This is a genomic window from Clostridium omnivorum (assembly GCF_026012015.1).
In the GTDB taxonomy this organism is placed as follows: domain Bacteria; phylum Bacillota; class Clostridia; order Clostridiales; family Clostridiaceae; genus Clostridium_AX; species Clostridium_AX omnivorum.
Genome location: NZ_BRXR01000001.1, coordinates 1,539,172 through 1,552,691, shown reverse-complemented (window position 1 = coordinate 1,552,691; position 13,520 = coordinate 1,539,172). Strand labels below are relative to the sequence as shown.

The 13,520-nt window shown below is 32.9% G+C and carries 12 protein-coding genes and 1 tRNA gene; 8 read left to right on the top strand and 5 right to left on the bottom strand.

The window, feature by feature from the left end; translation table 11 throughout:
- Positions 1–81 precede the first annotated feature (81 nt).
- On the bottom strand, positions 82–540 hold the full coding sequence (locus bsdE14_RS07150; RefSeq protein WP_264849247.1) for a 4Fe-4S binding protein: 459 nt from the start codon (positions 538–540) through the stop codon (positions 82–84).
- A 228-nt stretch (positions 541–768) separates the two neighbouring features.
- Here bsdE14_RS07150 and bsdE14_RS07145 point away from each other — a divergent pair, with 228 nt between their 5' ends.
- Positions 769–963 carry a hypothetical protein gene (locus tag bsdE14_RS07145; RefSeq protein ID WP_264849246.1) on the top strand — a complete coding sequence of 65 codons (195 nt, stop codon included), beginning with the start codon at positions 769–771 and terminating at the stop codon, positions 961–963.
- Positions 964–1,149: 186 nt separating this feature from the next.
- A complete protein-coding gene (locus bsdE14_RS07140) occupies positions 1,150–1,335 on the top strand; it encodes an asparagine synthase (RefSeq protein ID WP_264849245.1) in 186 nt (61 codons plus the stop codon).
- A gap of 49 nt (positions 1,336–1,384) precedes the next feature.
- Here bsdE14_RS07140 and bsdE14_RS07135 read toward each other — a convergent pair.
- Positions 1,385–1,460, bottom strand: a tRNA-Pro gene (locus bsdE14_RS07135).
- Positions 1,461–1,618: 158 nt separating this feature from the next.
- Positions 1,619–1,939, bottom strand: coding sequence for a hypothetical protein (locus bsdE14_RS07130; protein ID WP_264849244.1), 321 nt, complete (start codon positions 1,937–1,939; stop codon positions 1,619–1,621).
- Positions 1,940–2,356: 417 nt separating this feature from the next.
- Here bsdE14_RS07130 and bsdE14_RS07125 point away from each other — a divergent pair, with 417 nt between their 5' ends.
- The 3 genes from bsdE14_RS07125 to bsdE14_RS07115 are packed head-to-tail and all read left to right on the top strand — an operon-like array spanning position 2,357 to position 4,613.
- Positions 2,357–3,193: a transporter substrate-binding domain-containing protein gene (locus bsdE14_RS07125; RefSeq protein WP_264849243.1), complete on the top strand. Its 837-nt coding sequence runs from the start codon at positions 2,357–2,359 to the stop codon at positions 3,191–3,193.
- Between the two features lie 51 nt (positions 3,194–3,244).
- The gene (locus bsdE14_RS07120; RefSeq protein ID WP_264849242.1) at positions 3,245–3,898 is read left to right on the top strand and encodes an amino acid ABC transporter permease; all 654 of its coding nucleotides are present in this window, start codon (positions 3,245–3,247) and stop codon (positions 3,896–3,898) included.
- Positions 3,891–4,613, top strand: a complete 723-nt coding sequence (locus tag bsdE14_RS07115; protein WP_264849241.1) for an amino acid ABC transporter ATP-binding protein — start codon at positions 3,891–3,893, stop codon at positions 4,611–4,613. Before bsdE14_RS07120 ends, bsdE14_RS07115 begins: the two co-directional genes overlap by 8 nt.
- 107 nt (positions 4,614–4,720) lie before the next feature.
- Here bsdE14_RS07115 and bsdE14_RS07110 read toward each other — a convergent pair whose 3' ends face one another.
- Both bsdE14_RS07110 and bsdE14_RS07105 read right to left on the bottom strand, forming a co-directional pair.
- Positions 4,721–6,505: an ABC transporter ATP-binding protein gene (locus bsdE14_RS07110; RefSeq protein WP_264849240.1), complete on the bottom strand. Its 1,785-nt coding sequence runs from the start codon at positions 6,503–6,505 to the stop codon at positions 4,721–4,723.
- Entirely contained in the window at positions 6,505–8,250 is a 1,746-nt protein-coding gene (locus tag bsdE14_RS07105) for an ABC transporter ATP-binding protein (protein ID WP_264849239.1), read from the bottom strand. Before bsdE14_RS07105 ends, bsdE14_RS07110 begins: the two co-directional genes overlap by 1 nt.
- Positions 8,251–9,014: 764 nt before the next feature.
- Here bsdE14_RS07105 and bsdE14_RS07100 point away from each other — a divergent pair.
- The 3 genes from bsdE14_RS07100 (at position 9,015) to pdxT (ending at position 13,513) form a co-directional block, all read left to right on the top strand.
- Complete coding sequence (locus bsdE14_RS07100) at positions 9,015–11,846, top strand: penicillin-binding transpeptidase domain-containing protein (RefSeq protein ID WP_264849238.1); 2,832 nt, start codon at positions 9,015–9,017, stop codon at positions 11,844–11,846.
- 223 nt (positions 11,847–12,069) lie between these two features.
- The gene (gene pdxS, locus bsdE14_RS07095; RefSeq protein WP_264849237.1) at positions 12,070–12,939 is read left to right on the top strand and encodes a pyridoxal 5'-phosphate synthase lyase subunit PdxS; all 870 of its coding nucleotides are present in this window, start codon (positions 12,070–12,072) and stop codon (positions 12,937–12,939) included.
- Between the two features lies 1 nt (position 12,940).
- Complete coding sequence (gene pdxT / locus bsdE14_RS07090; RefSeq protein ID WP_264852235.1) at positions 12,941–13,513, top strand: pyridoxal 5'-phosphate synthase glutaminase subunit PdxT; 573 nt, start codon at positions 12,941–12,943, stop codon at positions 13,511–13,513.
- The last annotated feature ends 7 nt before the right edge of the window (positions 13,514–13,520 follow it).

Here is a 13,520-nt window from a genome sequence, read left to right as displayed (position 1 = left end):
CTTTATTTAAATGCAAATATCTATTAATAAAGTAAAAAGCTAAAACTTTATGAATATAAAGCTTTAGCCTTGATTAAAGTATTAACAGCTTCTTTTATTTAAATGCTTAATTAAAGGTATAAATTCACTTCTGTCCATCAGAACTTTGTTTGGACATGCCTCTATACAAAAACCACAGCTTATACATTTAGTCTCGTTTATGGTTACTAAGTGATTAGTTTTATCCACTAAAATTGCATCAAAAGAGCAGGTGGCCTCACAGAAGGTTTTTCCTTGGGTTTCTATACATTCTATTGGGCAGTCAGCGATCCTATTTATTATAGGACTAGTTATGTCATTATTTTTCAAAGCTCGTTTTAAATCGTTTACAAAGTTGTCGCTATATTCAACGCTAACACCACATAAGGAAGCTATTATCCTGCTGGTTTTAATTTTGTCTATTCCAGGCTCGTCTAATATTTGTTGAAGTTTTTCTTCAAAGTTATCTTCATAATAGGCTTTAATAACCGTCTTAAATATTTCATGATAATTGGAAAGCATTAAATTACCTCCTTTAATGGACATTAATGGGACGTTCAAACATTGTGAATATTTTAAATTGTAAAATCATTATAGCACGGAATATTGATCAAGTCTTTAGGATATATAAAAAATTAAAATTAAAAATTTTACCAATTCCATGCATAAAAAAATGATTTTCACACACAATAAGTTTGATTATTAATAATAGGCAAAATATGAGTATTATTATTGAAAGGACTTGGTTGTATGTTTGCAGATTTATTGATTTTTATTTTGGGAGGTTCGGTAGGCTTTTTTACAGCTGCTCTTTGTAAAGCAGCTAGCAGGGCTGACGAAGCAATTGAACAGCTTCAGATGGCTCCGCATGCCTTAAATACAGTAGAAAATATTATTGAAATGGAAACTATAGATCCATCAGAAGATAGTATTAACAATAGATAATATAAGGCAGTGTAATAAGTAAGTGGTTTTAATACCACTTATCTTTTTTTATTCAAGTATTTTACTAGTATTAAAAAAGTTATATTACCAATTATATTAATGTAGTACTTTAAAAGTTTTTATGACAGCTAAGCGAAAAAAGACGGTTAGCAACTAATGGATTTCACATAAGGAGGAGAGCATATTATGGATATAAAAGAAGGATTAATCCCAACAGTTTTAGGAGCAGCAGTTACTACAGCAAGCGCAGCAGTTACAGCTACAAAGTATAGAAAAACAGACATAGCACCAATGATAGCAGCAGGAGTGGTAGGCTTTGGCCTTGCTCACATAGTTCTTGGATCAATTGATTTGGTAGAGCATAGAAAATAAGATAGTAATAATAAAAAGCCTTGCATACAATGCTGCAAGGCTTTTGCTGTGGTCGGAGTGACAGGATTTGAACCTGCGACATCTTGGTCCCGAACCAAGCGCGCTACCAGCTGCGCTACACCCCGATGTAATTACAATATTATACATTTATTATATTAAATATGGAAGTAAAATTCAACAATAAAAGAGAAAAGGTAAGAAGTATATGTGATATGTAAGAGAAATGCAGGGCTTACCTAACTATTCACTCTTACTTCTTACTTCTTACCCAATAAGGTTTTTATTACATTTTCTTTTCTTTTTCATTATCGCCTGCACCTCTTGTAGGTACTGTAGAAACTACAAATCCAACAAGTATAGATACTAGAGCAGGGGCTACAATATTAATGTATACAATATATCTAGTTCTATATAATACAAGAGCAGTTAATGATGTAATTAAAAGACTTGCTACAAAAATTCCTATAACAAATTTTGCAAATGAGCCTAGGAATTTTTCATATAATCTATGTCTGGTAGGACCGCTTATAACACTTCTAAAAACAAAATACGAAATTAGAATTAAAAATATATCTGCAATTGCGGATAGTACGAAATTCCTCATATTAATCCTCCTAAGCATAATACTAATCTTATTTTTACGTGAGTAACATAAGTATATTTTTATTGTTACCCGAAATTATGAATTTTACACTGATTAAAATAAGTTTTAGAGTATCATAATCATACATGAATATACATTGTTTATGCATAAAAGAACTGTTGCTATATAATAAAATAGTTCTGCAAACTTGTGAACGTTTACAAAAAAATCATAGATAAGCTGTTGATTATACAAGCTTTATGCAGATAAATACGAAAATATTACTGAAAAATAAAATAAAAAAATAAAAAAATTTATTTAAAAGTATTGCATAATTATAAATAAGAATGTATAATAATCCATGTAGAGAAGAATAAATATTCAAAGCAGTAAATAACGCAAAGAATTTAATAAATAAATTAAGTAGGGGGAATTACAATGTTAAAGAAAAAATCATCTAAATTATTAGCACTATTAGTGGCAAGCACAGTTGTATTCGGATTTGCAGGATGTGGAAAGGCTTCAAGTGCATCAGCAAATGCAGGAACTACAAAGCAGGAAACAAAGGTTGATAAGATAAAGAAAGCAGGAAAATTGGTATTAGGAACTAGCGCTGATTATCCACCATACGAATTTCATAAGTCAGTAGATGGCAAGGATGAAATAGTTGGATTTGATGTTGAAATAGCAAAAGAAATAGCAAAGGATCTTGGAGTAAAGCTAGAAATAAAGGATATGGACTTTAAAGGACTTTTAAATGCATTAGATGCAGGAAATATTGATATAGTTCTAGCTGGTATGACTCCAACTCCTGAGAGAGAAAAAAGCGTAGATTTTTCAAACATATACTATAAGGCAGAACAAAAGGTTGTTGTAAGAGCAGAGGATAAAGATAAGATAAAAGTTGCTGATGATTTAAAGGGAAAGAAATTAGGAGTTCAAAAGGGATCTATTCAAGAGGATATAGCTAAGAACCAATTACCAGGTGCTGAGGCTCAAGCCTTAGGTAAGATTTCAGATATAGTACTTGCATTAAATACAAAGAAATATGATGCAGCTATCATAGAAGGACCAGTTGCAACTTCCTATGTAAATGCAAATAAAAACTTAGTAATCGCTGATCTAAAGTTAAAAACTGAGGATGCTGGTTCAGCAGCTGCAGTTAAAAAAGGAAATAAAGATTTAGTAGATGCAATTAATAAGACCTTAGAGAGATTAACTAATGAAAAAACAATAGATAAATTCGTAACTGATGCAAATAAATTAGTTGAATAATAAATTGGGTTCCTAAATGGAACCCAAAAATTATTGTAAGGAGGAAGATTAGTGAACTTTGATTTTTTACCTAAATATTATTTGTTCTTTTTAAATGGAGCAAAGTTTACTTTATTATTAGCTTTTTTTACAGTTCTATTTGGTGTTTTACTAGGATTGTTTTTAGCTATGATGAGAATATCAAAATCAAAATTTTTAAATTTAATATCAACAGCCTATATAGAATTTATTAGGGGTACACCTGTACTTGTGCAATTATATATAATTTATTACGCACTACCTAATTTATTAGGAGTAAACCTACCAGACTTAGTTGCTGCAGTACTAGCGCTATCTATTAATAGCTCTGCATATGTTGCTGAAATTATAAGAGCTGGTATTCAAGCTATAGATAAAGGACAAATGGAAGCAGCTCGTTCACTTGGAATGACTCAATCTATGGCAATGAGGTATATAATAATACCTCAGTCAATTAAAAATATACTTCCTGCACTAGGAAATGAATTTATAGTTGTTATCAAGGAATCTTCAATAGTATCTGTTATAGGAATCCACGAGCTTATGTATAATGCTGATACTGTAAGAGGAAACACCTTTAGACCATTTGAGCCGCTTATAATAGCAGCACTAATGTATTTTGTAATGACCTTCACACTTTCTAAAATTATGGGTGCTGTTGAAAGGAGGATGAGAGCTGGTGATTAAAGTAACTAATCTTAATAAAAGTTTTGATAAACTTCATGTGCTTAAAGGAATAGATGTAGAAATTTCAAAGGGTGAAGTTGTTGTAGTTATTGGACCTAGTGGTTCAGGAAAAAGTACTTTTTTAAGATGCTTAAATCTTCTTGAGGAGCCTACAGGTGGAGAGATAGTTTTTGAAGGAGTTTCTATAACAAGTAAAGAAAATGATATAAATAAGCAAAGAGAAAAAATGGGGATGGTTTTTCAACAGTTTAATCTATTTCCACATATGACTATACTTGATAATATTACACTCTCTCCAAGAAAGGTTAAAAAGCTTTCTAAAGATGAAGCAGAAAAGATAGCTCTTAATTTGCTTAAAAGAGTTGGACTAGAAGATAAGGCCAATAGTTATCCTGGACAGCTTTCTGGTGGTCAAAAGCAAAGAATAGCTATAGCAAGAGCACTAGCGATGTCACCTGATGTGATGTTATTTGATGAGCCTACTTCAGCGCTTGACCCAGAAATGGTAAAAGAAGTGCTGGATGTTATGAAGGAGCTTGCTTCTGAAGGCATGACCATGGTGGTGGTTACTCATGAAATGGGCTTTGCAAAAGAGGTAGCAGACAGAGTTTTATTTATGGATGAAGGAAATATAATTGAAGAGGGAGACCCAGAAAAGATATTTACAAGCCCAGAACATCCAAGAACCAAGGATTTCTTAGGTAAGGTTCTATAAAATTGCTTATAAGTTTTTTTACTCATATTGTTTGAATATAAAAGTATATAATAAAGCACAGCTGACTCAGCTGTGCTTTTGTTTAAATTAGTTTAACTGTGAGACTATTATGCCCCTTCGCTTAAGAACTTGTATTGAGACATATACAGATTATTGTACAGTCCGCCAAGCTTCATAAGTTCATCATGAGTACCAGCTTCAACTATTTGACCATCATCTACAACCATTATCTTATCGCAGTCCCTTATGGTAGAAAGTCTATGAGCTATTACAAAAGAAGTTCTGCCATGAAGTAATTTTTGGATGCCCTTTTGTACAAGTTTTTCAGTAAAGGTGTCTATATTTGAAGTAGCTTCATCAAGAATCAATATTCTTGGATTAGCAAGAAGAGCTCTTGCAAAGGAAATCAGCTGCCTTTGACCTACTGAAAGTCTTGAACCTCTTTCATTTACCTCTGTATCATATCCGTTTTCAAGATTCATTATAAATTCATGGGCATTTACTGCTTTAGCAGCAGCTATTACTTCTTCGTCAGTGGCATCAAGTTTACCATATCTAATATTCTCCTTAATAGTTGTAGAGAACAAGAAAGTATCTTGAAGCATTATTCCCATTTGACTTCGAAGAGATTCTAAATCCACGTTCTTAACATTTTTACCGTCAATGAGCACTTCCCCTTCATTTGCATCATAGAATCTGCTTATTAGATTTACAATAGTGGTCTTTCCTGCACCTGTAGGACCTACTAAAGCTATGGTCTCACCAGGATTTATTTTAAAACTTACATTATTGAGAACTACAGCATCTTCATAACCAAAGGTTACATTCTTAAACTCTACAGTTCCCTTAATTTTAGGCATTTTTACCGCATTTTGAATATCTATAATATCTGGTTCAATATCCATTATTTCAAATATTCTTTCAGCTGCGGCAAAGTTCATTACTAAGGTGTTGTAAAAGTTGCTTATTTCAAGGATTGGTCTCCAGAACATGCCTATATACATAGTGAATGCAATTATTGTACCTATAGTAATACTATGAGAACCCATTAACTTAGCACTGTACCAATATACTATAACCATGCCGAGTCCCCAAGAAGTATCTACTAAAGGCCAAAACAGGTCGTTAAGCCTTACTGCACTAATGAATCCGTCCATCATATCTTTTACCAGTTTTAAAAAGGTTTTTGAAGTTTTTTCTTCATTAGCAAAAGCCTGAACTACTCTTATCCCAGAAAAATCTTCATGAGTATAAGCATTAAAGGTTGAACGTTTTTTTCTATAATTCTGCCATCTTTTTCTTGAGAAGGTCTCTATAGAGAACATACAAAAGGCTAGAATAGGAAGTAAGATGATTGAAGCAAGTGCTAACTTGAAGTTCAAGTAAAACATCATAGCTCCAACACAAATAACAGTTAAAATTTGAGGAATAAAGTTAGTTACACTGTTATTGAATAACTCTTGAAGAGAGTTAACATCTCCTATTACCCTAGCAAGTATTTTACCTACAGGCCTGTTATCAAAGAAGGAAAAAGATAACTTTTGAATGTGAGTATATAAATCGTGTCTTATTTTTAAAAGAATGTCGTTAGTAATAGAAGCCATCTTTATAATTCTTATTCTGGAAGCTATCATAGCTATAAAGTTTAGTATAATCATGGCAGCTCCAATAATTAAAAGACCACTTACATTATTATTTTTTATATTAACGTCAATGGCTACTTTTAATAAATATGGGTTTATTATATTTACTACCATTACAAAAATTAAAAGTAATACTACTATGAATACTTTTAATTTATAGGATTTTAAATAGCTGAACAGTCTTTTTGTAATTTCAGTATTGGAAACTTTTTTTAAATCTTCATCTTGTTTAACTGTATTTTTAGCCATTATCCCACCTCGCCTTCTACAGTTTCTACGTCCTCAAAATCTTTAAATTGTTCTGAGTAAACTTCATAATACTTTCCTTTTTTAGCAATTAGCTCGTCATGTGTACCTCTTTCTATAATATGGCCCTTATCAACATATATAATTTGGTCGGCATTTTTTACTGCTGAAATTCTATGAGCTATTATAAAGGTAGTTGCTTTACTCTTCTTTTCATTTAGATTTTTTAGAAGTCTATATTCTGTTTCCATATCAAGAGCTGAAGTAGCATCATCAAGAATTAAAATTCTTGAATCGTTTATAAGAGCTCTAGCTATGGATAATCTTTGCTTTTGACCACCAGATAAGCCTATACCTCTTTCACCAATTACAGTGTCATACTTTTGATCTAACTCTTCTATAAAATCGTCAGCACAGGCAAGCCTGCAAGCTTCCCTAATCTCATCAAAGTCTGCATCATTTTTACCAAAGCGAATATTTTCTTCAATACTCTCAGAGAATAAGAAAGTATCTTGAGGAACTATTGCCATTCTGCTTCTTAAATCCTTTAGACAAATTTCTTTTACATCATAACCATCGATATATATAGCGCCCTCGGAAACATCATAATATCTTCCTATGAGGTTTATTAAGGATGATTTACCTGAACCTGTAGTTCCCATAATAGCTACAGTACTTCCTGCTTTAACCTTAAGGTTTACATTTTTTAATACATAATCTTCGTTATATTTAAAGGAAACATCTTTAAATTCAATATCCCCATTTATATTGCTTAGTCTATAAGAATCATCAGTATCTTTAATTGCAGGTTCGATATCCATTATTTTCATTATCTTTTTAGCTGAGGCATTAGTTTGAGCTAGAAGATTTGTAAGCCAGCCAAGCATTCTCATTGGCCATATAAGATTCCATATATAACCGCTGAAGGCAACTAAGGTACCTATTGTCATTGACCCGCCCATTACAAAATATCCACCTAGAACAACTAGAAATACTATAGATATATTAGATAAAAACTCTATTGGAGGAAAGTAGTTTGCTATAATCCTATTTTGCTCCATGCTTAAATTGAAATTATCCTTGTTAAGTTGTAGGAATTTTAAAATTTCATGCTTTTCCCTAGCAAAGGCTTTAACAAGTCTAACTCCTGCAATATTCTCTTGTGCTGCTGTATTCAAGATAACCCCCTGGTCACTAAGCTTATCATAGGATTCTCCTATTTTCTTTTCAAAACTAAGAGCCAAATAAGCAATTGGAGGCATTGCTAAAACGCATACAATTGTGAGCTTCCAGTTTAATAAGAACAATAGAACAGTTGCTGTTATAAAGTAAATAGCATTTTCAACAAATAATCTCATTCCAAAGGATATACTTCTCCAAACATTATCTACATCTTCCCCTATTCTTGACATAAGTTCTCCAGTATTCATACTGTCAAAATAGTTAAAAGGTAAGCTTTGTATGTGATCAAATAAATCCTTTTTTATATCTATACTTATCTTTGTAGAAAGCACATCAAAGAGATATTCTTTAACATAGCCAAATACAGCTTTTCCTAAAGTTATTCCTATAAATCCCCAAAGTAGTGGCCACAGCATATTATATTCATTACCAATAAAAACCTTGTCTGTGATTAACTTTTGAAGGTATGGATTAAAATTATCTAAAAAGATTGCTATTGCCATTGCAATAGAAGGTATTATTACTAATAGTTTGTACTTCCATACATATTTAAAAATGCGCTTCAAAAAAATTCCCCCCTTCTAGACAGAAACTAAATTTTAGAGCTAACTCCATGAATACTGCCTAAGAAAAAATTAAAAATGTGTAGGCTACAATAAGAATTAAAAGGTATGCCGGCTTAAGCTTCTAACATACTTATTGAGCTATAACATAGATTTTTGCAAATAAAAAAACCATGGTTTTTCCATGGTCAGTGTACATGCTTTAGTATATAGAAATACCTATTAAAAGCATATAAAAAGGCCATGGACTTGGTAGCCCATGACCTATAATTCACTATTAATGAAATAGGTTTCTAATCACGGTAAAAGTACCGATTTAGAGGCAGGGCTATCAAAAATGTTTTTGGGCATAGAGATGCCATTCGCACTTGTAAAGTTAAATGACGCTGCTAAATTAATCATAGATAAATTTCTGTTTAACATTTTCCTACCTCCTTTAATTATTTTGATAATTTATTAATTACTTCCATTTAAGGATACGCCTATTAGAAGTTTCTGTCAACAAAAAGTTTTGTACAAATTTCGAAAAAATATTCTTAATAATGACGATATGCATACAATTTAAATATTTCATAGGTATTGTATGGAAAAATATAACTGTAAGTGATATTATATATATGCCAAATATTTGAATGTGATACATAAATGACCTGAACATAAAGGTTAGAGGTGGACTATATAGAAAATGTCAGGGTGAATTTATATAATGCATTGAAATTGGGCAACATTTTAATATATAGGATTATGAGATAAAAGGGTGAGATGTTATGAAGAAAGTTAGAAAAAAAGGGAGCAGGCATATTTCGCTAATAATTACAATAGTTTTTATTTTTACCCTGCTGGCAGGAAGACTAGCTTATTTACAAGTGGTAAAGGCGGATTATTATAAGGATGCTGTAAATAATCGTGCTAAAATTGAAATACCTGACTATGCTACTAGGGGGAAAATTGTTGACAAAAACAATGTGGAACTGGCAGCAAATTATCAAAGCTATAATCTTATATACACAGAGACTAATGAGAGTAAATTAAAGTTTTTTGATACAATGAACTCAGTGTTTAAAATACTTGATGAAAACGGCGAAGGACTGAAAGATGAATTTCCATTAAAGATAAATGATTATAGATTTGAGTTTAAAGCTGAGGATGATGATGAAAAGAAAAAGGTGGAGAGGCTTTTTAAAAGAGATAGGGGAATGAATGGACTAGCTAAAAAGGAGCTTGTTGATAAGGGAGTACTAGAAGAAAAGGAAAAGTATTCAGATGAAGAAGAGGAAAAAATTGATGAACAGCTTTTTAAATATACACCAAAGGAAACTTTTGAGTATCTAGTAGATTTTTATGATTTAACTCCAAAGGATTGTTTCATTAATGAGCTTTCACTGTATAAACTAAATCCTAATCAGTGTATTGAAGGTTTAGTAAAAAAGTATAAGCTTTCTTCTGCTTCTGATATCAAGGATTTGCTCAATAGATATGTTGAAGCAAAAAAAGATTCTAAGGAGTATAAAAAAGTATTAGAGGAACTAACATTAAAGTGTGGGGTGGATAAATTAAGCTATGACCTGAATTTGCAAAGAAAATATATGTTAGTAAAGGATGCACTAAAATTGCAATATTATTCAGGATACAAACCTATAACTATAGCTTTTAATATAAGTAAAGATACTGCTTTTATAATTTCACAAAGGTTAAATGATTTACCAGGAATAGATATAACTTTGCAGCCAGTAAGAAAGTATCCAGAGGGAGAAACTGCGGCGGCGGTAGTGGGCTATATCTCTAAAATTAATTCCTATGATAAAGATAAATATGAGGAAAAAGGATATGATGTTAATGCTGATTATATCGGTGTTTCAGGGATAGAAAAGGCATATGAAAATATTCTTAAAGGTTCAAAAGGCGGAAAAATAGTAAAATTAAATAAATATGGAAGAGTTCTAGAGGAACTAGGGGAGAGGGAATCACACCCTGGAAATGATATAAAGCTTACTCTTGATATTGAAATGCAAAGGGTTTTGGAAAGTGCCATGGATAAGGCAATGAAGGACCTCCAAGCTAGAGGAAGAAAGAATGATGTTGATACAACAAATGCTACTAGAGGTGCTGCAGTTGTTGTTGACGTAAATACTGGTGCAATACTTGCTATGGTAAGCAGACCTGGGTTTGATCCTAATGATTTTGTTAAGGGTTTGAGTACTGAACAATACAAAAAATATTTTACTCCTGATTTTGAGGGCTACGCTTCAAAAATGGGGTATGATAAAGACAAACTAAATAGTATTTTTCCTATTTACAAAGACACAAATTTGAGATATGACCCAGATGATATACTTCCTAAACCACTCTACAATTATGCTGCTTATTCTCTTGTACCTCCAGGCTCCACATTTAAACCTGTAACAGCAGTTGCTGGACTAGAAACTGGTGTTATAAATACAGGCGAAATAATACAGGATAAAGGCGTTTTTTCAGATGGAAAGATTAAACCTATAGATTTTCAAGGTATAGTAAATGGACCTGTAAATTTAAAAAGTGCACTGGCTCTATCCAGTAACCCATATTTTATGACTGTAGCACAGCGATTAAGAGAGCAGTACAATGACGATATACTTTCTGAATATGCCTATAAGCTTGGGCTAGGTGCAAAACCAAATGCTAATTCAATGAAATCAACGGGAATAGAAATAGGAGAAAACTTTGGGCAGGTATTTAACACTTGGTCTATAAAAGAAAGATTTGCCAATAGTACCTGGTGGGCCATTCAAAGCACTTTAAAATCAGGAAAAGGAGCTAGATATAATAGTAGATTTACCCCGATTGATTTGTATAGCAGTGATAATGACACTGAGGGAACACGAAAGATTAAAGATGAATTGGAGAAAATAGTAAAAGAGGCTGTTAAGGCAGGTACTTTTTCTATGGATAATTGTAAAAATCTAATTTCTCAGCTTGTAAGCGAAGATTCGAAATATAAAGATATAAAGGTATCAAAAACTGAAATAGGTGCAATAGCCAATGAAATTCAGGCTATAGCAGTATTTGATGGACATACAGAAGCTACAACTCCAGAAAATATATACGATGCTGCTATAGGGCAGAGCATTAGCACATTTACCCCTCTACAGCTAGCAAATTATGCTGCAACCTTGGCTAATGGAGGCACCAGGTATAAACTTCATCTGGTAGATGAAATAAAGGATCCTAGTGGAAATATAGTTGAAAAAACTAAACCTGAAGTAGTTGAAAAGTTAAATCTCAAGCCTTCCACTGTTGAAGCAGTGAGATCGGGCATGAGAGCCGTTAGTGAAGAAGGTACAGCATCTAGTGTGTTTAGTAACTTTCCTATAGAAACTGGTGGAAAAACTGGTTCAGCAACCTACAAAGAAGGTCAAGAAAAAATAGGTAGAACCTCTTATGGTGTGTACATAAGCTTTGCTCCTTACAATAATCCAGAAATAGCTGTCTCAGTTGTTGTTTTTGACGGAGGTCACGGAGGAGATATTGCATCTGTGGCTAAGGCGGCATATGAACAGTACTTTAAAGAAAGGCTGGCTAAAGAATATCCCAGTTATAAGCCGGAGTTTGTAAATAAGTAAAGAGTAAGAAGTAAGAAGTATAAGTAAAAAGCATAAAGGATAACATTAAAACCATTACTTTCAAAGTAATGGTTTTTTATGCCTTTATGAAATGTCATAGCAAATTAGAAAATATAAGGATAGTTCACTGTGTTAAAGTGTATGGATACATTTTGAAAAACCAATTAACGGTTGTATAATGATTTTGTTGAATAATTTGGAAAAAGGTTTAGGGGGTATTTTTATGGAGAGATATGAATTAAACAAAAATTTAGCCCAAATGCTAAAGGGCGGCGTTATTATGGATGTAGTAAATCCGAGAGAGGCAGAAATAGCTGAAAAAGCTGGAGCTTGTGCAGTTATGGCACTAGAGAGAGTTCCTTCTGATATAAGAAAGCAGGGGGGAGTTGCTAGAATGTCAGATCCTATGATGATAAAGGAGATAAAGGCTGCAGTTTCTATACCTGTTATGGCAAAGGTTAGGATAGGACATTTTGTAGAGGCTCAAATTCTTGAAGCTCTAGGGATTGATTATATTGATGAGAGCGAAGTATTAACTCCTGCAGATGAGGCTTATCATATAAACAAAAGGGACTTTAAAATACCATTTGTATGTGGAGCTAAAAATCTTGGAGAGGCACTAAGAAGAATTGGAGAAGGTGCTTCAATGATAAGAACTAAAGGAGAAGCTGGAACTGGTAACGTAGTTGAAGCTGTAAGACATATGAGATGTATCGTAGAAGAAATAAGAAAGATTAAGAATGCACCTGAGCAAGAGCTTATGACTATAGCAAAAGATATGTCAGCACCTTTCGATTTAGTTAAGTATGTTTGGAAAGAGGGGAAACTTCCTGTGGTAAATTTTGCAGCCGGGGGAATTGCAACACCAGCAGATGCAGCACTTATGATGCAGCTTGGTTCAGAAGGGGTATTTGTAGGCTCAGGAATATTTAAATCTGCAAATCCAGAGAAGAGAGCTAAGGCTATAGTACTTGCTACAACTTATTATAATGATGCTAAAGTGCTTGCAGAAATTTCTGAGGATTTAGGAGAGCCTATGAACGGCCTTGATGTAAGAGAACTTAGTAATAGATATGCAGAGAGAGGCTGGTAACGTGAGGATAGGGGTGTTGGCACTTCAAGGTGGTGTTATTGAACATATAAAGCATTTAAAAGCTCTTGATGTAGAAGTAGTTGAGGTAAAAAATGCTGAGCAATTAAAGACTCTTCAGGGGATCATTCTTCCAGGTGGTGAGAGTACCACTATGGGTAAGCTGTTAAGAGAAAGAGGGATGATTGAAGAGCTTAGGGAAAGTATATTAATGGGTATGCCAACCTATGGAACTTGTGCGGGTATGATACTGCTGGCAAAGGAAATAGAAGGTGAAAGAGAGTCCTATCTTGGGTTAATGAATATTAAAGTAAAAAGAAATGCCTATGGGAGTCAGCTTGACAGCTTTGTAACTAACGAAGTTATTGGGCAAGTAAGCAATAAAGAAATTCCATTGGTTTTCATTAGGGCTCCATATATTATGTCCACAGGAAACGAGGTAAATATTATTCATAAAGTTAATGACAATATCGTGGCAGCTAGAGAAGATAATATTCTAGTAACCTCTTTTCACCCAGAGTTAACTAATAACTTAGATTTTCATAGATATTTCATCAGTATGTGTGCTAATTATTGATGAATAT

What these genes read in the sequence shown, in the direction of transcription:
- bsdE14_RS07140 (WP_264849245.1), top strand. Translation starts at nt 1,150, where the DNA reads ATGGATATAAAAGAAGGATTAATCCCAACAGTTTTAGGAGCAGCAGTT.
- bsdE14_RS07150 (WP_264849247.1), bottom strand. Translation starts at nt 540, where the DNA reads ATGCTTTCCAATTATCATGAAATATTTAAGACGGTTATTAAAGCCTAT.
- pdxS (WP_264849237.1), top strand. Translation starts at nt 12,070, where the DNA reads ATGGAGAGATATGAATTAAACAAAAATTTAGCCCAAATGCTAAAGGGC.
- bsdE14_RS07110 (WP_264849240.1), bottom strand. Translation starts at nt 6,505, where the DNA reads ATGGCTAAAAATACAGTTAAACAAGATGAAGATTTAAAAAAAGTTTCC.
- bsdE14_RS07145 (WP_264849246.1), top strand. Translation starts at nt 769, where the DNA reads ATGTTTGCAGATTTATTGATTTTTATTTTGGGAGGTTCGGTAGGCTTT.
- bsdE14_RS07100 (WP_264849238.1), top strand. Translation starts at nt 9,015, where the DNA reads ATGAAGAAAGTTAGAAAAAAAGGGAGCAGGCATATTTCGCTAATAATT.
- bsdE14_RS07130 (WP_264849244.1), bottom strand. Translation starts at nt 1,939, where the DNA reads ATGAGGAATTTCGTACTATCCGCAATTGCAGATATATTTTTAATTCTA.
- bsdE14_RS07125 (WP_264849243.1), top strand. Translation starts at nt 2,357, where the DNA reads ATGTTAAAGAAAAAATCATCTAAATTATTAGCACTATTAGTGGCAAGC.